Consider the following 19,758-nt stretch of genomic DNA (forward strand, 5'->3'; position numbering starts at 1 on the left):
GATCCAGATTCAGAATACCCCCTCTATACCAATGCTGAATCCAAAATGCGAGATCACGTCTCTTTCGGGGGAGCACCGCCTTCGAACGCGTTCTTGCCATGATAGTCGCAGGGCGTCTCCTGCATCTGAAGATGCAGCCCGTCGCCGGTGAATGGATGGGCGCGGGCCAGGGTCTCGTCGATCTCGATGCCGAGACCCGGCGCCGTGGGCACCGGGATGAATCCGTTCTCGACCGAAATGGCGCCGCCGATCAGGTCACGGTGAAAATCCGTCTCGATGCTCTCGGCCATGAGCAGATTGGGAATGCAGGCGGCCAGCTGGATGTTGGCGGCCCATTCCACCGGGCCGGCATAGAGATGCGGGGCCATCTCGGCGCCAAAGCTTTCGGCCATCGCGGCGATCTTGCGGGTCTCCCACAACCCGCCGGCGCGGCCGAGCGCGGGTTGCAGGATGCGCACGCCGCCCGCGCGCAGCAACGTCGCGAATTCGGCGCGGGTGGTCAGCCGTTCGCCGGTCGCCAGCGGCACCGGCTGGTCCTGCGCAACCTGCGCGAATTCCAGCAAATTGTCCGGCGGGATCGGTTCTTCGTACCATAGCGGGTCATAGGGTGCGATGGCATTGCCCAGCCGGATCGCGCCGGGCACCGAGAACTGGCCGTGCGTGCCGAACAGCAGATCGGCCCGGTCGCCGACGGCGTCGCGGATCGCCTTGCAGAAGGCCACCGACAGCGCGATGTCCGTGGGTGCGGGCTGGTGTCCGCCGAAGATCGTGTAGGGCCCGGCGGGGTCGAACTTGACCGCAGTATAGCCGCGCGCCACGCAATCCGCCGCTGCCTCGGCCGCCATGGCGGGCGACGTCCAGAACGGCGCGACCGGGTGCTGCGGCAGCGGGTAGAGATAGGTATAGGCGCGCACGCTGTCGCGCAGATGTCCGCCCATCAGCGCATGCACGGGTTTGCCGGCTGCCTTGCCCAGGATGTCCCAGCAGGCGATCTCGAGCCCGGAGAACGCGCCCATCACCGTCAGGTCGGGCCGTTGCGTGAAACCCGCCGAATAGGCGCGGCGGAAGAAAAGCTCGATCCGATGCGGATCTTCGCCTGCGAAATGGCGCGCGAAGACATCTTCGATCACCGCCTGCATCGCCTTGGGCCCCACCGAGGAGGCATAACATTCGCCCCAGCCGGTGATGCCGTCATCGGTGGTCAGCTTGACCAGGATCCAGTACCGCCCGCCCCAGCCCGGCGCCGGGGGTGCGGTGACAATCACGTCGCAATCGGTCAGTTTCATGGTCGTACCTCACGACGGGAGCGGAGCGGGATGCAAGTACGGATGGTGACCCCGGCCGATCTGGCGCTGGTCTCGGCCCAACCGCAAGGGCTTTTCGACAACCCGGTCGACCCCGTGCAGGTGGTGGCGTTTCTGGAAAGCGACCTGCACCACATGGCCGTGGCGATCGCGGATGGCACGATCCTGTCCTTCGCCTCGGGCACGGTGCTGCTGCATCCCGACAAGGCGCCATCGCTGTTCATCAACGAAGTCGGGACGCGCGACGGCCACCAGCGGCGCGGCCATGCCACGGCGGTCAGCCGATGCCTGATCGACCACGCGCGTGGCGTCGGCTGCGTGGGCGCCTGGCTGGGCACCGAACCGGACAACCGGGCTGCCTTGGCACTGTACCGCAAGCTGGGCGGCGACGAGCGGGCGATCGTGGGTTTTGGCTGGGATGGCGTTTTCGGGCCCGGCTGACATCGCTCAGAACAGGATGACGTTGCGCTTGGCGCCGCCGGTCTTGGTGTCTGCGATGGCCTCGTTGATCTGGTCGAGCCGCCAGCGGCCGGACACCAGTTCGTCCAGCTTGAGCCGTCCTTGCTCGTAGAGATCGGCCATCCAGGGGATGTCGCGCTGGATCACCACGTCGCCCATCTTGGAGCCGACCATGCCCTGGGACATGTAGGCCAGGATCACCGGTTCGTATTCGGCCATCGCGCCGGAATGCGGCATGCCCACCATGATCATGCGCCCGCCCCAGCCGAGGTAGCGCGGTGCGTCGTTGTAGGCGGGGATGACGCCCACCGTGACGACCGCCAGGTCCGCACCGCGGCCCAGGATCCGCGCCACCCGTTCCCAGGGGCGGGATTTGGTGGCCAGCACGCCGTCGGTGGCGCCGAATTCGCGCGCCATGGCCAGTTTTTCGTCGCTCATGTCGACGGCGACGATACGGCGAGCGCCGGCGATACGGGCGCCCTGGATGGCGTTCAGCCCGACACCCCCCGCGCCGATCACCACCACGTCTTCGCCTGCGCGCAGCCGGCCCGCGTTCACCACCGCGCCGATGCCGGTGATGACGCCGCAGGCCAGCAGGGCCACGGCCTCGGGCGGCATGGTCTCGGGCAGTTTCACGACCTGGCTCTGGTCGACCACGACCCTTTCCGCGAAGGCGCCGCAATTCATCGACTGGATGACCGGGGTGCCATCAGGGCGTGACAGGGGCGACGCCGCCGTGTTGGGCGTCAGGCAGACCGTGGGCTTGCCGCCGGCGCAAGAGGCGCAGCTGCCGCAAGCGCGGATCAGGGTCACCGTTACCCGGTCGCCGGTCTTCAGCCCGGTCACGCCGGGGCCAAGCGCGGTAACGCGGCCCGCGGCCTCGTGCCCGAAGACCGCCGGCAGGTCGCCGCCCCACGCGCCGTCGGCATAAGAGATGTCGGAGTGACAGATCGCCACGGCTTCGAGCGTCACTTCGACCTCGCCCGCCAGCGGCGCACGCAGCTCCAGCGTTTCGATGACGAGCGGTTTGCCATGTTCGACGCAAACGGCGGCTTGGATATGGGTCATGTCCGGCCTTCCTTCATTGGCCCCGACCGTGCTGCGGCCGCCGGGCTCTGGCAAGCCCGATTGCGACACGGCGCGGGTCGGTCGCGGCGTGACGTCACGCCATGCGTGTGGCCCGCGGCGGCCAGAGGAACACCGCCAGCGCCACCAGAACCAGCAGGATCGACAGCAGGAAGGGCGCGCCGGGAAAAAACAGCGCGGCGCCGGGCGCTGTGAAGGCGGCGAAGACCGAGGTCATCATCATCGGCGACACGATCATCGCGATGGCCGCGACCGAGGTGATGGCGCCCTGCAATTCACCCTGCCGCTGCGGTCCGACCTCTTGTGACAGGATGGCCTGAAGCGCGGGCGTTATGACCGCGCCCAATGCGGCCAGCGGAGTCAGGATCAGCACCACGGCGCCCGAGGGTGCGAAAGCGATGGCACCAAAGGCCGCGACGTCGAAAACCAACCCGTAGATCACCGTGCCCCGGGTGCCGAGCCAGGCGATGATGTAGCGGATCAGCCAGCCCTGCACGACCGCCATCGCGACGCCGAACAACGCCAGCGACAGGCCGATCATGCCGGCATCCCACTGAAAGCTGGCCTGTCCGAAATAGGCCCAGACCGAAGGGTAGACGTTGAACGCGATGTTGTAGAGCAGGAAGATCACCAGCCCGCGCCCGACCCCCGGCAATTGCCCGAGGCTGCGGAACGCCCCCAGCGGATTGGCGCGGCGCCACTCGAAGGGGCGGCGGATGTCGTCGGTCACGGTTTCGCGCAGCACGAACCAGCCAAGGATGCCGTTCAGCGCCGCCAGCGCCGCGGCGGCCCAGAACGGCGCGCGCGTGCCGAATTCGCCCAGCAGGCCGCCGATCAGCGGGCCCAGCACGAAGCCCAGCCCGAAGGCCGCGCCGATCAGGCCGAAATATTGCGCCTTCTTGCCCGGCTCGGCGATGTCGGCCAGGTAGGCGGTGGCGGTGGATTGCGTCGCGGCGGTGATCCCGCCGACGACCCGACCCGCCAGGAGCAACCAGATCGTGCCTGCGACCGCCATCACCACGTAATCCAGCGCCATGACCGCCAGCGACACCAGCAGCACCGGGCGGCGGCCGTAGCGGTCCGACAGGTTGCCGATGATGGGGCCGAACAGGAACTGCATCACGGCGAACACCGTCGACATCACTCCGCCCCAGAGCGCCGCGCGGTCCAGCGTGCCGCCGGTGACCTCCTGGATGAGGTCGGGCATGACCGGGATGATCAGACCGATGCCCATCGCATCGATCAGCACGGTCACCAGGATGAAGATCACGGGCAGGCGCATGTCGGGCCGTCGGTTGCTGGGGCAGGCGCGCCCCGGTCGACGCAGGCTAGTCGCCGCGGACTGGGGCGAAAAGGGGTTACGTCGCGGACCGGACCGCCTGTGCGAAGGCGCGGGCATCCTCCGGCGCCTGGCCCATATGGCCGGTGGGGTCGAAGAAATCCGCGGGCAGGTCCGGGTAAAGGGACATGGCAAGGTCGGACAGCGGCCGGCCGTTTTGCAGGGCCGAGGCGCACAGCGCCTTGACCGTGTCTTGCGCATCGGGCCGGGGCATCGTGTTCGCCAGCGCAAAGCTCAGCGCTTCGGCCAGTACGAGGCCGCCCGAGGCCGTCAACGCGGCGCGCATCGCGTCGGACAGGGGGGCCATCGTCTCGACCAGTGTCCGCGACTGCCGGATCGCGGTTGCGGCCCCCAGAACGATCTGCGGCAAGGCCAGCCATTCACCCATCCAAGCGGCACCGTCGCGTGCCTGCAAATGCGGTTGATGCAGCAACGGCAGCAGCGCCGCGTTGTGCCGCGCCAGCGCCACCAACAGCGACGGTCCGACCGGGTTCTGTTTCTGCGGCATGGTCGACGATCCACCCGCGCCGGACAGGGCGATTTCGGCGATCCCGGACTGGGTGGCGCGGATCAGGTCCTCGCCCAGCTTGCCGAGTGCGGTGGTCAGACGCGCAAGCCAATGCACGATCTCGATCACCGGCGTGCGGTCGCCGTGCCAGCTGCGCCCCGGATCGGTCAGCCCAAGCGCCTGGGCCAGCGCGGCCCGCAAGACCGGCGCAGTCGGACCCAGTTCCGACGCGGTGCCGGCGGCGCCTGACAGCGATACCACCAGCGCGCGGTCGCAAAGGCCCGGCAAGGCGCGTTTCACGTCCAGCAGCGGCCAGCCCCAGCCTGCAGCCACCGCGCCGAAACTGGTCGGCGTCGCGATCTGCCCCCAGGTGCGCGCCGCCATCGGCGTTCCGGCATGGGTTTCGGCCAGTGTCGCCAGGGCCTCAAGCGTCGCGTCCAGGTCGGCCGCGATCAGGCTCAGCGCCTGGCGCAGGCGCAGCATCAGCCCGGTATCGAGGATGTCCTGCGACGTGGCCCCCCAATGCAGGTATTGCGCGTGGTCGGGCGCGTTCATTTCCTTGCGAAAGGCCGCGACCAGAGCCGGTATGCAGACGCCGTTCTGCGCCGTCGGCCCGGCCAGGGCGGCGGGGTCGATCTGCAATTCCAGGCTGGCGCGATGGATCGCGCGGGCGGCGGTGTCGGGGATCAGCCCGGCTTCGCCCTGCACCTTGGCCAGCGTGCCCTCGACCAGCATCAATGCGCGGATTTCGGCGCTGTCGGTAAACAGCCGCGCAACCTCGCCCGCGTCGAACAGGCCGGAAAGATGGGCGGAGTCGAAGGGTGTGGCGGGCATGACGGCCTCAGATCAGATCGTGGATCAGCCGGGCCAGGCGGTCCGGCATGGCGAAAAAGGGCGAATGCGAGACCGGCAGGCGGTGCACGTCCCGTGGGTCGAACCGCGCGGCCATGTCCTGCTGGAACTCCGGCGGGATCGTGCGGTCGTCCTCGCACAGGATGTAGCTGCGCGGCACCCGGCTATAACCCGCGCCCAGGGTCACCGGTGTTGCCTGTGGCGCGATGGCCTGCGGGCAGAGGTTCGCCAAGGCATGGGCCACCGCCTCGTCCGGGCAGTCGTGGTAGAACAGCCGGCGCGCCTTGGCCGGGTCGATGGTGAAACTCTTGCCGTCCTCCGATCGGATCACCGCCTCAAGCAGAGGCTGGCGCGGCGCCAGCTTGCGCATGTCGGCCAGGCTGAGCCCCGGCCAGGGCGTGTAGGCGCAGACATAGATCAGCCGCGTCACCAGGTCGGGGGCGGCCTCGGCGGCGGTGCTGATCGGGTAGCCCGCCATGGAATGACCCACCAGGACGGTCGGGCCATCCATCGCCTCCAGAATGGCCTGCGTGTAGCCGTCCAGCGTGACGTCATTGACCGGCGTGCGGTCGGCGCCATGCGAGGGCAGGTCGATGGCGCGGGCGTGGTGTCCCAGACGGGTCAGCACCGGGACCACGTCGCGCCAGCACCAGGCGCCGTGGCCCGAGCCGTGGATCAGCAGGACATCCGCCATCAGGCGTGGCCCTGAGCCTTGAGGAAAGCGGTCAGGAGCGCGGCGTATTCCCCGGGTTTTTCGACGCAGGGCAGGTGGCCTGCGCCGCGGATCAGATGAAACTGCGATCCCGGGATCAGACCCACGGTTTCGCGCACCAGGTCCGGAGGGGTCGCACCGTCTTCGGAGCCGGCGATGCCGAGCGCCGGCAGCCGCAAGGCGGCGGTTGGCGTGTAGAAATCGGTGCCCGAAATGGCGGCGCCGCATCCTGTCCAGCCCGCGACGGGCGTGCGCAGGAACAGGTTGCGCCAGGCGTGGAATTCGCCGGTCTGGCGGAACGCATCGGAAAACCAGCGCTGCATCGTGGCATCGACCACGGCCTCGAGCCTGCCATTGGTGGCTTGCGCGATGCGATCGTCCCAGATCTCGCGCGTGCCGATCTTGGCGCCGGTATTGGACAGCACCACGGCGCGGCACAGGTCCATCCGCTTGGCCGCCAGCCCCTGCGCGATCAACCCGCCGATCGACAGGCCGATAAACACCGCGTCCCTGAAACCCGTCAGGTCCATCAGCCGTTCCGCGTCATGCACCAGCGCGCCCATCGTGTAGGGGCCTTGCGGCACATCCGACAGCCCGTGCCCGCGCTTGTCGTAACGCAGGATGCGCAGACCCGCGGGCAGGTGCGGCAGGATCGGGTCCCAAAGCCGCAGATCGGTGCCCAGAGAATTGGCGAAGACCACCGGCGCGCCGTCCTCTGGCCCGTCGATGCGGTAATGCAGGCGGATATCGCCCAGTTCTGCCATTTGCATGGATCACCTCCCGTGGTTTTCACGAGATGTATCGCGGATGGCGCGGGTGCGAAAGCCGCGCAAGTCATCGGGGTTTCCCTTTGATCGAGCGCGTGCCAGTTTGCCGTCAAAGAGGGAGAAGCCGATGGCCCAGATCTGCGTATTCGATGCCTATGGCACGCTGTTCGACGTGGCCGCCGCCGCCCGCAAGCTGGCCGAGACGCCAAGTGGCGCGGCGATCGCGGAAACCTGGCCCGCGCTGGCCGAGGACTGGCGGCGCAAGCAGCTTGAATACAGCTGGCTGCGGGCCGTGACGGGCGACTACGTGCCGTTCTGGCAGGTGACCAAGGACGGGCTGGACTGGGCGCTGGCCAAGGCGGGCCAGGACGACCCTGAACTGCGCGAGGCCCTGCTGGCGCTGTATTGGGAACTGGCGCCCTACAGGGAAGTGCCCGAGATGCTGGCGCGGCTCAAGGCGGCGGGCAAGGCCTGCGCGATCCTGTCGAACGGCAGCCCGGACATGCTGGAGGGCGCGGTCGACAGCGCCGGGATCGGCACCTACCTGGACGCGGTCCTGTCGGTCGAGGCGGTCGGTATCTTCAAGCCGGCCCGCGCGGTTTACGACATGGTCGGCGCGCGGTTCGGCTGCGCGCCGGAAGCGGTGCTTTTCGTGTCGTCCAACGGCTGGGACGCCGCCGGGGCGGCCGCCTACGGCTTTCAGACGGTCTGGGTCAACCGGCGGGGCGAGCCGGTCGACAACCTGCCGGGCCGCCCGCAGCATGTGCTTGCCGACCTGACTACGATCCCGGAGCTCGCCTGATGCCGCGTTTCACCACGTCCGACGGACTGTCGCTGCACTTCACCGACCAGGGCGACGGGCTGCCGTTGCTGTGCCTGGCCGGGCTGACCCGCGACGGGCGGGATTTCGATTTCGTCGCACCGCACCTGGACGGCGTGCGGTTGATCCGGCTGGACTATCGTGGGCGCGGCAAGTCGGACTGGGGTCCGTGGGAGAGCTATGCGATCCCGATCGAGGGGCGCGATGCGCTGGAATTGCTGGACCATCTGGGCCTCGAAAAGGCCGCGGTGCTGGGCACCTCGCGCGGCGGGTTGATCGCGATGCTGCTGGCAATGGTCGCCAAGGACAGGTTGCTGGGCGTGGCGCTGAACGATATCGGGCCGGACATCGCGGATACCGGGCTTGACGTCATCAAGGGCTATCTGGGCCGGGTGCCGCCGCAGAAGACCCATGCCGAGGTCGCAGCGCGGCGCGAGGAACTGCTGACCGGCTTCGTTGGCGTGCCGAAATCGCGCTGGCTGGAAGAGGCGGAACGGCTGTTCGTGCAAACGCCGGAAGGGCTTGGGCTGACCTACGATCCGAAACTGCGCGACGCGGTCCTGGGCGGCGGTGCGCAACCCGCGCCGGATCTGTGGCCGATGTTCGACGCGCTGGCCGGTCTGCCGCTTTGTGCGATCCGGGGTGCCAATTCCGACCTGCTCGCGGCCGAGACCTTTGCCGAGATGCGCCGGCGCCGGCCCGACATGATCGCCACCGAGGTGCCGGGGCGCGGGCATATTCCGTTCCTTGACGAACCAGAAGCGCTGGACGCGCTGCGGCGCTGGCTGGGCATGCTGGGATGATCGGGCGACGCGCATCGCATCCGCGATGACGCCCCACCCGCCATCCCGCAAACCGCGCGGATCAGAGATTGAACACCCGGTCGGGGTGCAATTCCCCCGCCTTGAACCGGCCCACCGCCAGCGGTTTGCCTTCGAAGGATGCCCAGGCCGCGTCGCCGTAGTCGACATCGGCCGCGATCACCATGCCGGGATTGCCATGCCGCAGGCGGTCTGCGCCTTCGGGTGTGGCAGGCAGTTCCGGCAGGTCGGTCAGACCGGCCTCGAGCGGCAGCAGGCGGGCGTCCAGCTCGGGCGTGCGCGCCAGCGCTTCGACGGTGTCCAGCGTGATGCCGTCCTCGGCCGTGAACGGGCCCGACCAGATCCGGCGCAGGGTGGTGACATGGCCGTGGCAGCCCAGCAATTCACCGAGATCGCGGGCGATGGCGCGCACATAGCCGCCCTTGCCGCAGGTCATCTCAAGTTCCACATGGTCGGCATCCGGCCGGTCGGTGAAAACCAGTTCCTCGACCCAGAGCGGCCGGGCGTCCAGCGCCACCTCTTCGCCGGCGCGGGCACGCTTGTAGGCGCGTTCACCGTCGATCTTGACCGCCGAGAATGCGGGCGGGACCTGCATGATTTCACCCACGAAGCCATGCAGCGCTTCCTTGATCGTCGCGTCGTCGGGGCGCAGGTCGCTTTGCGCGATCACTTCGCCTTCGGCATCGTCGGTGTTGGTGGCCTGTCCCAGCCGGACGGTGAACCGGTAGGCCTTGAGCGCATCGGTGATGTAGGGCACCGTCTTGGTCGCCTCGCCAAGCGCCACCGCCAGAACGCCCGTCGCCTCGGGATCGAGCGTGCCGGCATGTCCGGCCTTTTTCGCATCGAGCGCCCAGCGGACCTTGTTGACGATGGCCGTCGAGGTGATCCCCGCGGGCTTGTCCACGATCAGCCAGCCGGAAATGTCGCGTCCCTTGCGCCTGCGTGCCATGTCGAACCCTCGAGGATGAGGCGCGGGGGGTAACAAGCGGTGCAGGGGCTGTCAATCGCCTGGCAAGCGTTGTGCCGCAGTCTCGACAGGTTCGGGCTGCCGTGGCAAGAGCCCGACCGCGCGACACAACAGGATCGCCGCAGCCGCGGCCAGCAGATTGGCCAGCAAGGCCGCGCCCAGGATGCCGGCATAGCCGAACACCATTACCCCGGCCCAGGCCAGCGGCACGTAGACCAGCACGATGCGTCCTGCCGAAAGGCTCATCGACCAGAGCGCGCGGTCGCGGGCATTCATCGCGGCGTTCGCGGTGACCAGAATGCCGTAGCCGAAAAAGCCAACCGAGACCCATCGCAGGTATTGCGATGCGTATCCGGCCGGCGCTTCGCCATTCGTTACCAGTTGTGCGACCCAGGGCGCGAAGGCCAGAAGCGCTGCGCACAGCACGGCGCCGTAGCCCAGGCACACGAGAAAGGTCAAGGCGGTGGCGCTTTGTGCCCGGTCGCGCCTGTCGGCGCCCCAGGCCTGCCCGACCACCGGGCCGATGCCCGCCGAAAGCGCCAGCATCGGCACGAAGAACAGCGACTGGACCCGCGTCGCGGCGCCGAAGCCACCGACCGCCGCATCACCCAGAGTGGCCACCGCGGCGGTGACGAAGGACAGGCCCAGTGGATTGATCGCGTTGGAGAGCGCCGCGGGGGCGCCGATCCGGGTGACCCGCGCAAGGGTCTTGTCGAGACCACGCAGGCAGTCGCGGCTGAGCGACAGCCGGCCGGTCCGCATGGCAAAGACCAGCAGGCCCGCGGCGCCCAGCAGCCGGGCGATGAACGTGGCGATGCCGGCGCCTTCGATCCCCAAGGCGGGCACCAGCCAGAATCCGAATATGAAGATCGGGTCGAGAGCGATGTTGATGAGCGATTGCAGCGTCATCACCGTGGCGGCGATCCGGCTTTCGCCGCCGGCACGGAACACCGCGTTCAGACCCATGCCGGCCACCATGGGCGCGAAACTGGCGCACCACCAGGGCGTATAGGTCAATATGCCCTCCATCACCGCGCCTTTTGCGCCCATCAGTCGAAAGACGAAAGGCGCGGCAAAGTGAAAAACCAAGGCCACGGCGATGCCGAGCGCGAAGGCGAAGATCAGCGCGTGCAGGGCCAGCCGCGCGCTGGTTTCGTCCGAACCGCCCGACCGGCCCAAAGCCTGGCTGACCACCGCAGAGGTGCCTGCGCCCATGCCGATGGCAAGCGAGGTCAGCGCGATGATGGCGGGGTAGATGAACCCGATGGCCGCCAGTTCGGTCTGCCCTGCGCGGGCCAGAAAGGCGGCATCGGCCAGTCCGACGCTCAGAACGCCGAGGATTCCGATGCTCATCGGGGCCGATACGCGGAACAGGGCATGGCCGACAGGGCCGCTGTTCAGATCGCGTTTGCTGGCGGCTTCGGTGTCGTCATTGCCGGGCATGCGCGTCGATATGGCCCGAGAACGGACGGCGGCAAGGCGACAGTCGCCAGCAGCGCGGGCGCCGCGCTATGTCGGGCGGCCGCGTGCGGGTCAGTCGCGTTTGCCGGCAAAGCGGGCCTGCCAGTCCTCGCGCTGGTCGTCCGTGATCTTGGCGAACAGGTTGTCCGGTACGGCAAAGGCGTGACCGGCCGGCAGGGCTTGCAAGGCCGATGCAACGTCGTCGGGCCAGGCGTCGTCGGTGTTCAACGCGGCGCGCATCGCGGCGGCTGCGTCGGGAATGAACGGCGCGGACAGGATCGCGTAGAGCCGGATCAGGTTGAGTGCCAGTCGGATCTGCATCGCGGCCTTGTCGGGGTCTTCCTTGATCGTGGCCCAGGGTGCGGCCTCTTGCAGGTATTCGTTGCCCAGCACCCAGGCGGCGCGCAGCGCTGACGAGGCCTTGCGGATCTCGATCGCTTCCATGTGGCGCTCGTATTCCGCGACCTTGGCACTCAGGTCCGCGATCAGCCGGGCTTCGGCCTCGCCCGGTGTGCCGCCTGCGGGCACGGCCTCTGCGAATTTCGACCTGCAGAACTTGGTCACGCGGCTGACGAAGTTGCCCAGCACATCGGCCAGGTCCTTGTTCACGCCGGTCTGGAACAGCTCCCAGGTGAATTCGCTGTCCGAGCTTTCGGGCACGTTGGACAGCAGCCACCAGCGCCAGTAATCCGCCGGCAGGATTTCCAGCGCCTGGTCCATGAACACCCCGCGACCGCGCGAGGTGCTGAACTGGCCGCCATCGTAATTCAGGTAATTGAACGACTTGATGTAGTCCACGAGCTTCCACGGCTCGCCCGACCCCAGGATGGTGACCGGGAAGGACAGCGTGTGGAAGGGCACGTTGTCCTTGCCCATGAATTGCGTGTACCGGACATCCTCGGCGCCCTTGTCGGTGCGCCACCAGCGCGCCCAGTCGTCGCCCTTGCCCGCGTCCACCCATTCCTGCGCGCAGGCGATGTATTCGATGGGCGCGTCGAACCAGACGTAGAAGACCTTGCCCTCCATCCCCGGCCAGGGTTCGTCGCCGCGCTGCACCGGCACGCCCCAATCCAGATCGCGGGTGATGCCACGGTCTTGCAGGCCGTCGCCGTCGGTCAGCCATTTCTTGGCGATGGATGTGGTCAGCACCGGCCAGCCGACGCGGGTATCGATCCATTCCTCGATCTGGTCCTTCATCGCGGATTGGCGCAGATACAGGTGCTTGGTCTCGCGCATCTCGAGGTCGGTCGAGCCCGAAATGGTCGAATGCGGGTCGATCAGGTCGACCGGGTCGAGCTGCTTGGTGCAATTGTCACACTGGTCGCCGCGGGCGCTTTCGAAACCGCAATTGGGGCAGGTGCCTTCGATATAGCGGTCGGGCAGGAAGCGGCCGTCGGCCACGGAATACATCTGTTGTTCGGTGACCTCACGGATCAGCCCGGCCTTGTCCAGCACCTTGGCGAAATGCTGGGTCAGCTTGTGGTTCTGCGGGCTGGACGAGCGACCGAAATGGTCGAAGGACAGCCGGAAACCCTCGGCCAGATCGCTTTGAACCTGCCACATCTCGGCACAGTATTCCGCCACCGGTTTGCCCGCCTTGGCGGCGGCCAGTTCGGCGGGCGTGCCGTGTTCGTCGGTGGCGCAGAGGAACAGCACCTCGTGTCCCCGGGCGCGCAGGTAGCGGGCGTAGAGATCGGCGGGCAGCTGGCTTCCCACCAGGTTGCCCAGGTGTTTGACACCATTGATATAAGGAATCGCCGAGGTGATGAGATGCCGTGCCATATGCCGTCTTGTCCGTCCAGATCGCGCCCGGATGTAGCCCATGGTCGCGCGGGATGCCAGCGGTCAGTCGCGTTCACGGAACCGCGCCAGCAGGCGGCCCACCAGGAAGGACGTGCGCGGGGCATAGATATAGTTCGTGCGGGTCTCGGATGTCGGGCGGGCGCGCATCCGGACCACGCCGAAGACGACAAGTGCGACATGGCCCGCCCCGATCATCGTGAACAGCGCGGGCGGCCCGAAGGTGTCGATCAGCACGGCGGCCAGGTAGGGCGCGGCGATCGCACCGACGGCATACCAGAACAGCAATGCCGCCGAGAGCGCGACGCGTTGGTCTGAATTGGCGAAGTCATGGGCATGTGCGGCGGCGACCGAATAGATCGGGAACGTCGTCAGGCCGAACAGGGCGACCATGAGGAAGATGCCGCCCTTGGGCAGGTCGGTCAGGGTGGCGGTGGCCGCGCTGGCCGCGACCGCGGCGACCGACAGCCAGATCAGCACCCAGCGGCGGTCGAACCGGTCGGCGATCCAGCCCACCGGGATCTGCGCCAGCGCGCCGCCGGCGACGAAGGCCGCCAGGAACAGCGCGATCTGGTCGGTGTCCAGTCCCACGCCGGTGCCGTAGATCGGACCGACCATGCGGAAGGCGGCCGAGGACAAGGCGGCCACCAGGACCGCGGCGACGCCCAGCGGAGAGATGCGCCAGGCCAGCCCCGGCTCCAGTCGCGGCGCATCCGGTGTGACCGGAGCGGCGGCCGTGGTCAGCGTCAGCGGCAGCAGCGCCGCGCAGCACAGGATCGCCAGCACGTTGTAGCTGATGTAATCGGCCGGCGGCAGGATGCCGATCAGCAATTGCGCGACGATCGACGCGCCCATGTCGGCGATGCGGTAGCTGCCCATCATCCGGCCACGGGTCTCGTTGGTGACCTCGGCCTGCAACCAGGCTTCGATCACGGTGTAGCAGCCGGCGATGCAGATACCGGTGGCGACGCGGAACAGCGCCCAAAGCTGTGGCTGAGGGGCCAGCATATGCGCCAGCAGTCCCATCGCGCCCAGTGCCGTGAAAGCGGCGAAGGCGCGGGAATGCCCGACGCTGCCCATCAATCGCGGCGCCCACCAGCAACCCAGGAAAAACCCCGCGAAATGCGCCGAGCCGAGGATGCCGATCTCGGCGGCGGAAAAGCCCAGCACTTCGCCCGAGATCGCATCCAGCGGGCCGACCGTGCCCGAGGACAGTTGCAGCAGGATGACCGACAGGAACAGGGCGGCGAAGGACAGCGGGAATTTCATGCGGGCGGCACCGGGCAGGAGGTCACGCCCTTGGTAGGCGCGGAGCGAGGGGTTTTCCACCCCTCGCGCTCCCCGGAGGATATTTGTGGCCAGATGAAGGGATCAGGCGGGCTGATGATCGGGCGCGCGGGTCAGCCGGTTGTCTTCCAGACGCCAGGATCGGGGCGGCACCATGCGGGCGCGCAGCCGGTCGAGCCGCCAGGTATCGCGGCCCGGCGCGTGGTCGGGTTCCATCCGCCAGCGCGTCTCGATCCCCGGGGCGCCGCCGGCACCGGGGGCGAGCAGCAACCCCAGTGGCCGGCAGCGCCCCTCGCCCGCGCCGCGTTCGGCGGCCAGGTGTAGCCGCCGCACCGGCGTCATGGCAGGCGGTTCGGGCAGATCGGCCACCACCACCGGCACGGCGCCCGAGCGCAAGATTTCCTCCATGCACCAAAGCAGGTCTTCGGTGCGGTGCGGGGTGACGAAGGTGATGTCCTGCGGCGGGCACAATGCGGCCACCCCGTCGGGATTGAGCGGATCGGTGCCCCAGGCCGGGGCGATCCAGAAGACCGGGCGCCCCGCCGCGGCGGCGATCCGCAGCGCCAGCGTGCGCCGCGCCCGGCCGCAGATCTCGTGCACCCGCGCCAGCGGCAGCGTGACCTCGTCCCACAGCGTCAGCGCGGGCGGGGATGTGTGGTGGCGGCGGGTCAGAAGGGGATCGGCGAAGGTCATGGGGAAACTCTAGTGCGTTCCTGTTTTGTTCTCAAGCGATTCCGGGATGGCGAAACATCCCCTTGCCGGTGCGTGCGGGCGCGCGCATCTTGGGCGCAACCCCACGGAGCCTTCATGCGCCTGATCCCGTTCATCTTTCTCATCTTCGCCTTGCCATTGCAGGCCGAGACGGTGACGGTCTTTGCTGCCGCGTCGCTGGGCGACGCGCTGGCCGACGCGGCGCAGCCTTGGCAAGAGGCGACGGGCCATGACGTGGTGATCTCGGCTGCGGGCAGCGCCACGCTGGCGCGGCAGATCGACCTGGGCGCGCCGGCCGATCTGTTCGTTTCGGCCAATGCCGAATGGATGGACTGGCTGGCCGATCGCAGGCGAATCGACACTGCGACACGGCGGGTTCTGGCGGGCAACACACTGGTGCTGGCGATGCCCAGCCTCGGCGGGACCGACCAGGAAATCACGCCGGATTACCCGCTGCTGGCGATGCTGGGCGACGGACGCCTGGCCACGGCGCTGACCGATGCCGTGCCGGCGGGCATCTATGCCAAGCAGGCGCTGCAATCGCTGGGATTCTGGGATGCAGTCAAGGACCGGCTGGCGGAAACCGACAACGTGCGCGCGGCGCTGGCGCTGGTGGCCCTGGGCGAGGTCCCGCTGGGCATCGTCTATGCCACCGACGTGCTGGCCGAACCCGGTGTGCTGGTGGTCGGTCGTTTTCCGGCGGGCAGCCACGACCCGATCACCTATCCCGCCGCGGTGATCGCCGAAAGCGCGCGGCGGGACAGTGCGGTTTCCCTGCTGGACTGGCTGAGCGGACCACAGGCGCAGGCGGTGCTGGCCGCGCATGGCTTCGAGGCGGCGCGCTGAATGGGCTGGATGGGACCCGAGGAATGGGAAGCGGTCCTGCTGTCGCTCAAGGTGGCGTTCTGGGCGACGCTGCTGAGCCTGCCTTTCGGTCTGGCCTGCGCCTATGCGCTGGCGCGCGGTCGGTTTCCGGGGCGGCAATTGCTGAACGGGCTGGTGCACCTGCCGCTTGTCCTGCCGCCAGTCGTCACCGGATATCTGCTGCTGCTGAGTTTCGGACGGCGCGGACCGATCGGCGGCTTTCTGGAGCAGTCATTGGGATTGGTCCTGGCGTTCCGCTGGACCGGCGCGGCGCTGGCGGCCGCGATCATGGCCTTTCCGCTGATGGTGCGCGCGATATGGCTGGCCATCGAGGCGGTCGATCCCAAGCTTGAAGAGGCCGCCGCCACGCTCGGCGCGTCGCGCGTGCGGGTCTTCGCCACCGTCACCCTTCCGCTGATCGCACCGGGGGTCATCGCGGGGGCGGTTCTGGCCTTTGCCAAGGCGATGGGCGAATTCGGGGCCACGATCACCTTCGTGTCGAACATCCCCGGTGAAACCCGCACGGTGCCTTCGGCGATCTACGCCTTTCTGCAGGTGCCGGGCGGCGAAAACGCGGCGATGCGGCTGGTCATCGTCGCGGTCGTGGTGGCGATGGGGGCGTTGCTGTTGTCGGAATGGCTGTCGCGTCGGGTGGCGCGGCGGATCGCCGGGTCATGACCCTTTCTGTCGATATCCGTATGGCCCTGGGCGATTTCGAGCTCGCGGTGGCGTTCGACGCGCCACCGGGCGTGACGGCCCTGTTCGGGCGATCGGGCGCCGGCAAGACATCGGTTCTGCGGGCGGTGGCGGGGTTGGTGACGCCGCAGGCCGGCCGGATCGCGGTGGGCGACACACCGCTGTTCGAGGCCGGACGCACCAACTTGCCCGTGCACAGGCGACGGCTGGGCTACGTCTTTCAGGAATCCCGGCTTTTTCCTCACCTGACGGTGGCCGAGAACCTGGCCTATGCCGCGCGCGTGCAGCGCCGCGGCCTGTCCGACCTTGACCGCGTGGTGGACCTGTTGGGGATTGGCGCGTTGCTGCAACGCCGCCCGGCCTCGTTGTCCGGCGGCGAGGCGCAGCGCGTCGCGATCGGGCGCGCGCTGCTGGCCGATCCACGCCTGTTGCTGATGGACGAGCCGCTGGCGGCGCTGGACGCCCCGCGCAAGGCGGAAATCCTGCCCTATCTCGAACGGTTGCACGTCGAGACCGCGCTGCCGATCCTCTATGTCAGCCACACCTTGTCCGAAGTGGCGCGACTGGCCACGCAGATGGTGGTGTTGGAGCGCGGCCGCGTGATGCGTGCTGGGCGGACCGAGGACGTGCTGTCGGACCCCGATATCGTACCGCTACTGGGTGTGCGCGAGGCCGGCGCGGTGATCCCGGCGCGGATCACGGCCCAGCCGGGCGACGGTGTGACCGAACTGGCGGTGTCCGGCGGTCGGCTGTTCCTGCCGGAACACGGCGCGCCTGTCGGAACCGCGTTGCGTGTGCGGATCCTGGCGCAGGACGTGATGCTGGCCCTCGACGAGCCGCATGGCCTGTCGGCGCTGAATGTCCTGCCGTCGCGGATCGAAGCCCTGCGCCGCGGCGGGGGCGGCGGTGTGATCGTCCAGCTGCGTGCTGGCGAAGACCTGCTGCTGGCGCGGATCACGCAGCGCAGCGCCGATGCGCTTGCCTTGCGGCCCGGCCTTCCGGTCTGGGCCGTGCTCAAGACCGTGGCGGTGGCTCAGGGCGATGTCGGTGCCGGGCCCTGAGCGGCTGTTACAATTCGTAAGAATTGGGAAACTTTCACGAAATCATTGACCCCCAGCCTGCAGGACGAGCAAACTGGCGCGGGAATCGCAGGCACATGCGACCGCGTCGCCGAGGGAGACGCAGACGAGCCCGAAACGGGCCACAGGGGAGGAGAGACCTTGGCTTACTTGTCCGAGGGCATCGAGGGTTTGCGCTCGATTCCCGCCTTGCTGGAGCGCAACGTGCGCGAGCACGGCGACAGCCCGGCCTACCGCGAAAAGGAATACGGCATCTGGCAAAGCTGGAGCTGGTCCGAAACCGCGTCGGAAATCGAGGCGCTGGCCCTGGGGCTTCTGAACCTGGGCGTCAACGAAGGCGATCATATCGCGATCATCGGCCGCAACCGGCCGTATCTCTACTGGTCGATGGTGGCGGCGCAGATGGTCGGCGCGATCCCGGTGCCGCTTTACCAGGACGCGGTCGCCGAAGAGATGGAATACGTGCTGGACCATTGCGGCGCGCGCTTCGTCATCGCCGCCGACCAGGAACAGGTCGACAAGGTCATCGAGATCCAGGACGACCTGCACCAGTTCGAACACATGATCTATGTCGATCCGCGCGGGATGCGGAAATACGACCACCGCCGCCTGCACCAGTATTCCCATGTGCAGGAACAGGGCCGCGCGGCGCGTGACGAATTCATCGAGGAACTCAAGGCACGCCGGGCCAAGCTGGATTACGACAGCACCTGCGTCATGCTGTATACGTCGGGCACCACGGGCAAGCCCAAGGGCGTGGTTCTGTCCAACCGCAACATCATCGAAAGTGCGCGGGCCTCGTCGGAATTCGACAAGCTTCGGCATGACGATTCGGTGCTGGCCTATCTGCCGATGGCCTGGGTGGGCGATTTCATCTTTTCCATCGGCCAGGCCTATTGGACGGGGTTCTGCGTGAACTGCCCCGAAGCGGCCAACACGATGTACGAGAACCTGCACGAGATCGGGCCGACCTATTTCTTCGCGCCGCCCCGCTATTTCGAGGAACGCATCACCGCCCTGCTGATCCGGATGGAGGATGCCGGGCGGATCAAGCGCTGGTTGTTCAATCACTACATGGCGATAGCCAAGCGGGTCGGGCCCAGGTTGCTGGATGGCAAGCCGGTGGGGCTGATGGACCGGCTGTCCTATGCTATCGGCGAGGTGCTGGTCTACGGCCCTGTACGCAACAGGGCCGGCATGAGCCGGGTGCGCGTGGCCTATACCGCGGGCGAAGCGATCGGGCCGGAGATTTTCGATTTCTGGCGCTCGCTGGGGATCAACCTCAAGCAGCTTTACGGGCAGACCGAGGCCAGTGTCTTCATCACCCAGCAGCCCGATGGCGAGGTGCGGTCGGACACCGTGGGCGTGCCCAGCCCGGGCGTCGAGATCCGGATTTCGGACAAGGGCGAAGTGTTCTACCGCTCGCCCGGCGTGTTCGTGGAATATTACAAGAACCCCGAGTCGACCGCCGACACCAAGGATGCAGAGGGCTGGGTCGCCACAGGCGATGCCGGTTTCATCGAGGAGGCGACGGGGCATCTGCGTATCATCGACCGCGCCAAGGACGTGGGCGCGATGGCAGATGGCCGGATGTTCGCGCCCAAATATGTCGAGAACAAGCTCAAGTTCTTTCCCAACATCCTGGAGGCCGTGGTGTTCGGCGCCGGACGGGACAAGTGCTGCGCCTTCATCAATATCGACCTGACCGCGGTCGGAAACTGGGCCGAGCGCAACAACATCGCCTATGCGTCCTACCAGGAACTGGCGGGCCATCCGCAGGTGCTGGACATGATCCAGAGCCATATCGAGGAGGTCAACGAAAGCGTTGCACAGGACGAGATGCTTTCGGGCTGCCAGGTGCACCGCTTTCTGGTGCTGCACAAGGAACTGGATGCCGACGATGGCGAGTTGACCCGCACCCGCAAGGTGCGCCGCAAGATCATCGGCGAAAAGTTCGAGGACCTGGTGGGTGCGCTCTATGACGGGTCGGACAGCGTCTATACCGAGACCGAGGTCACCTACGAGGACGGCCGCAAGGGCAAGATCAAGGCGACGCTGACGATCCGCGATGCCAAGGTGGTGCCGGTCACAGCCAAGCGGATGGCGGCGGAATGACGGGCCGCTCGCGCTGCGCGCATCGCCCCGCCCGCCATCCCGCCAAGCGCTTGGGATGCGTCGCACCGTCGGCGATTTCGGACGTGCGTATTTTGAAAGAGAAGAAGCCG

The 19,758-nt window shown here is 67.7% G+C and carries 18 protein-coding genes; 7 read left to right on the forward strand and 11 right to left on the reverse strand.

The features are described 5' to 3' along the window. Positions 1–53: 53 nt before the first annotated feature. Complete coding sequence (locus KUH32_RS09935) at positions 54–1,286, reverse strand: mandelate racemase/muconate lactonizing enzyme family protein (RefSeq protein ID WP_217777864.1); 1,233 nt, start codon at positions 1,284–1,286, stop codon at positions 54–56. Positions 1,287–1,316: 30 nt separating this feature from the next. Between KUH32_RS09935 and KUH32_RS09940 the strand changes: the two genes are divergently transcribed. Then, on the forward strand, positions 1,317–1,745 hold the full coding sequence (locus tag KUH32_RS09940; RefSeq protein WP_217777865.1) for a GNAT family N-acetyltransferase: 429 nt from the start codon (positions 1,317–1,319) through the stop codon (positions 1,743–1,745). A 6-nt stretch (positions 1,746–1,751) separates the two neighbouring features. Here the strand turns inward: KUH32_RS09940 and KUH32_RS09945 are convergent, their stop codons facing one another. From KUH32_RS09945 to pcaD, 5 genes are all read right to left on the reverse strand, one after another. Then, complete coding sequence (locus tag KUH32_RS09945) at positions 1,752–2,831, reverse strand: alcohol dehydrogenase catalytic domain-containing protein (RefSeq protein WP_217777866.1); 1,080 nt, start codon at positions 2,829–2,831, stop codon at positions 1,752–1,754. A 94-nt stretch (positions 2,832–2,925) separates the two neighbouring features. Beyond that, positions 2,926–4,131, reverse strand: coding sequence for a TCR/Tet family MFS transporter (locus KUH32_RS09950; RefSeq protein ID WP_217777867.1), 1,206 nt, complete (start codon positions 4,129–4,131; stop codon positions 2,926–2,928). Positions 4,132–4,207: 76 nt separating this feature from the next. Then, positions 4,208–5,530 carry a lyase family protein gene (locus tag KUH32_RS09955; protein WP_217777868.1) on the reverse strand — a complete coding sequence of 441 codons (1,323 nt, stop codon included), beginning with the start codon at positions 5,528–5,530 and terminating at the stop codon, positions 4,208–4,210. Between the two features lie 7 nt (positions 5,531–5,537). Then, the gene (locus KUH32_RS09960; protein ID WP_217777869.1) at positions 5,538–6,242 is read right to left on the reverse strand and encodes an alpha/beta fold hydrolase; all 705 of its coding nucleotides are present in this window, start codon (positions 6,240–6,242) and stop codon (positions 5,538–5,540) included. Then, the gene (gene pcaD / locus KUH32_RS09965; protein ID WP_217777870.1) at positions 6,242–7,030 is read right to left on the reverse strand and encodes a 3-oxoadipate enol-lactonase; all 789 of its coding nucleotides are present in this window, start codon (positions 7,028–7,030) and stop codon (positions 6,242–6,244) included. The genes KUH32_RS09960 and pcaD overlap by 1 nt, the downstream gene beginning before the upstream one ends. Positions 7,031–7,154: 124 nt before the next feature. Here pcaD and KUH32_RS09970 point away from each other — a divergent pair, with 124 nt between their 5' ends. Together KUH32_RS09970 and KUH32_RS09975 are read left to right on the forward strand one after the other, a co-directional pair. Continuing rightward, positions 7,155–7,829, forward strand: coding sequence for a haloacid dehalogenase type II (locus tag KUH32_RS09970; RefSeq protein ID WP_217777871.1), 675 nt, complete (start codon positions 7,155–7,157; stop codon positions 7,827–7,829). Next, entirely contained in the window at positions 7,829–8,650 is an 822-nt protein-coding gene (locus tag KUH32_RS09975) for an alpha/beta fold hydrolase (protein ID WP_217777872.1), read from the forward strand. The genes KUH32_RS09970 and KUH32_RS09975 overlap by 1 nt, the downstream gene beginning before the upstream one ends. Before the next feature lie 61 nt (positions 8,651–8,711). On the opposite strand, the gene truB is transcribed toward KUH32_RS09975, so the two are convergent. The 5 genes from truB to KUH32_RS10000 all read right to left on the reverse strand — a co-directional run bounded on the left by truB (position 8,712) and on the right by KUH32_RS10000 (position 14,876). Next, positions 8,712–9,617 (reverse strand): tRNA pseudouridine(55) synthase TruB, encoded by a 906-nt coding sequence (truB, locus tag KUH32_RS09980; RefSeq protein ID WP_217777873.1) that lies wholly within the window; start codon positions 9,615–9,617, stop codon positions 8,712–8,714. 51 nt (positions 9,618–9,668) lie between these two features. Then, the gene (locus tag KUH32_RS09985) at positions 9,669–11,078 is read right to left on the reverse strand and encodes an MATE family efflux transporter (RefSeq protein WP_217777874.1); all 1,410 of its coding nucleotides are present in this window, start codon (positions 11,076–11,078) and stop codon (positions 9,669–9,671) included. A gap of 90 nt (positions 11,079–11,168) precedes the next feature. Continuing rightward, positions 11,169–12,878 carry a methionine--tRNA ligase gene (gene metG / locus KUH32_RS09990; RefSeq protein WP_217777875.1) on the reverse strand — a complete coding sequence of 570 codons (1,710 nt, stop codon included), beginning with the start codon at positions 12,876–12,878 and terminating at the stop codon, positions 11,169–11,171. 63 nt (positions 12,879–12,941) lie between these two features. Further along, entirely contained in the window at positions 12,942–14,165 is a 1,224-nt protein-coding gene (locus tag KUH32_RS09995) for an MFS transporter (RefSeq protein ID WP_217777876.1), read from the reverse strand. A gap of 102 nt (positions 14,166–14,267) precedes the next feature. Further along, complete coding sequence (locus KUH32_RS10000) at positions 14,268–14,876, reverse strand: ImuA family protein (protein ID WP_217777877.1); 609 nt, start codon at positions 14,874–14,876, stop codon at positions 14,268–14,270. 114 nt (positions 14,877–14,990) lie between these two features. Between KUH32_RS10000 and modA the strand changes: the two genes are divergently transcribed. The 4 genes from modA to KUH32_RS10020 all read left to right on the forward strand — a co-directional run bounded on the left by modA (position 14,991) and on the right by KUH32_RS10020 (position 19,648). Then, positions 14,991–15,740, forward strand: a complete 750-nt coding sequence (modA, locus tag KUH32_RS10005; RefSeq protein WP_217777878.1) for a molybdate ABC transporter substrate-binding protein — start codon at positions 14,991–14,993, stop codon at positions 15,738–15,740. Beyond that, complete coding sequence (gene modB / locus KUH32_RS10010; protein WP_217777879.1) at positions 15,741–16,436, forward strand: molybdate ABC transporter permease subunit; 696 nt, start codon at positions 15,741–15,743, stop codon at positions 16,434–16,436. Then, complete coding sequence (gene modC / locus KUH32_RS10015) at positions 16,433–17,515, forward strand: molybdenum ABC transporter ATP-binding protein (protein WP_217777880.1); 1,083 nt, start codon at positions 16,433–16,435, stop codon at positions 17,513–17,515. The genes modB and modC overlap by 4 nt, the downstream gene beginning before the upstream one ends. 159 nt (positions 17,516–17,674) lie before the next feature. After that, complete coding sequence (locus KUH32_RS10020) at positions 17,675–19,648, forward strand: AMP-binding protein (RefSeq protein WP_217777881.1); 1,974 nt, start codon at positions 17,675–17,677, stop codon at positions 19,646–19,648. The last annotated feature ends 110 nt before the right edge of the window (positions 19,649–19,758 follow it).

This window comes from Thalassococcus arenae, assembly GCF_019104745.1.
Lineage (GTDB): Bacteria > Pseudomonadota > Alphaproteobacteria > Rhodobacterales > Rhodobacteraceae > Thalassococcus_B > Thalassococcus_B arenae.

Excerpts from the sequence above, each read along its gene's own strand:
- modA (WP_217777878.1), top strand. The coding sequence starts at position 14,991 with ATGCGCCTGATCCCGTTCATCTTTCTCATCTTCGCCTTGCCATTGCAG.
- modB (WP_217777879.1), top strand. The coding sequence starts at position 15,741 with ATGGGCTGGATGGGACCCGAGGAATGGGAAGCGGTCCTGCTGTCGCTC.
- KUH32_RS09995 (WP_217777876.1), bottom strand. The coding sequence starts at position 14,165 with ATGAAATTCCCGCTGTCCTTCGCCGCCCTGTTCCTGTCGGTCATCCTG.
- KUH32_RS09950 (WP_217777867.1), bottom strand. The coding sequence starts at position 4,131 with ATGCGCCTGCCCGTGATCTTCATCCTGGTGACCGTGCTGATCGATGCG.
- pcaD (WP_217777870.1), bottom strand. The coding sequence starts at position 7,030 with ATGCAAATGGCAGAACTGGGCGATATCCGCCTGCATTACCGCATCGAC.
- KUH32_RS09960 (WP_217777869.1), bottom strand. The coding sequence starts at position 6,242 with ATGGCGGATGTCCTGCTGATCCACGGCTCGGGCCACGGCGCCTGGTGC.
- KUH32_RS09945 (WP_217777866.1), bottom strand. The coding sequence starts at position 2,831 with ATGACCCATATCCAAGCCGCCGTTTGCGTCGAACATGGCAAACCGCTC.
- KUH32_RS09975 (WP_217777872.1), top strand. The coding sequence starts at position 7,829 with ATGCCGCGTTTCACCACGTCCGACGGACTGTCGCTGCACTTCACCGAC.
- modC (WP_217777880.1), top strand. The coding sequence starts at position 16,433 with ATGACCCTTTCTGTCGATATCCGTATGGCCCTGGGCGATTTCGAGCTC.
- KUH32_RS10000 (WP_217777877.1), bottom strand. The coding sequence starts at position 14,876 with ATGACCTTCGCCGATCCCCTTCTGACCCGCCGCCACCACACATCCCCG.
- KUH32_RS09935 (WP_217777864.1), bottom strand. The coding sequence starts at position 1,286 with ATGAAACTGACCGATTGCGACGTGATTGTCACCGCACCCCCGGCGCCG.
- truB (WP_217777873.1), bottom strand. The coding sequence starts at position 9,617 with ATGGCACGCAGGCGCAAGGGACGCGACATTTCCGGCTGGCTGATCGTG.
- KUH32_RS09970 (WP_217777871.1), top strand. The coding sequence starts at position 7,155 with ATGGCCCAGATCTGCGTATTCGATGCCTATGGCACGCTGTTCGACGTG.
- KUH32_RS09940 (WP_217777865.1), top strand. The coding sequence starts at position 1,317 with ATGCAAGTACGGATGGTGACCCCGGCCGATCTGGCGCTGGTCTCGGCC.
- KUH32_RS09955 (WP_217777868.1), bottom strand. The coding sequence starts at position 5,530 with ATGCCCGCCACACCCTTCGACTCCGCCCATCTTTCCGGCCTGTTCGAC.
- KUH32_RS09985 (WP_217777874.1), bottom strand. The coding sequence starts at position 11,078 with ATGCCCGGCAATGACGACACCGAAGCCGCCAGCAAACGCGATCTGAAC.
- metG (WP_217777875.1), bottom strand. The coding sequence starts at position 12,878 with ATGGCACGGCATCTCATCACCTCGGCGATTCCTTATATCAATGGTGTC.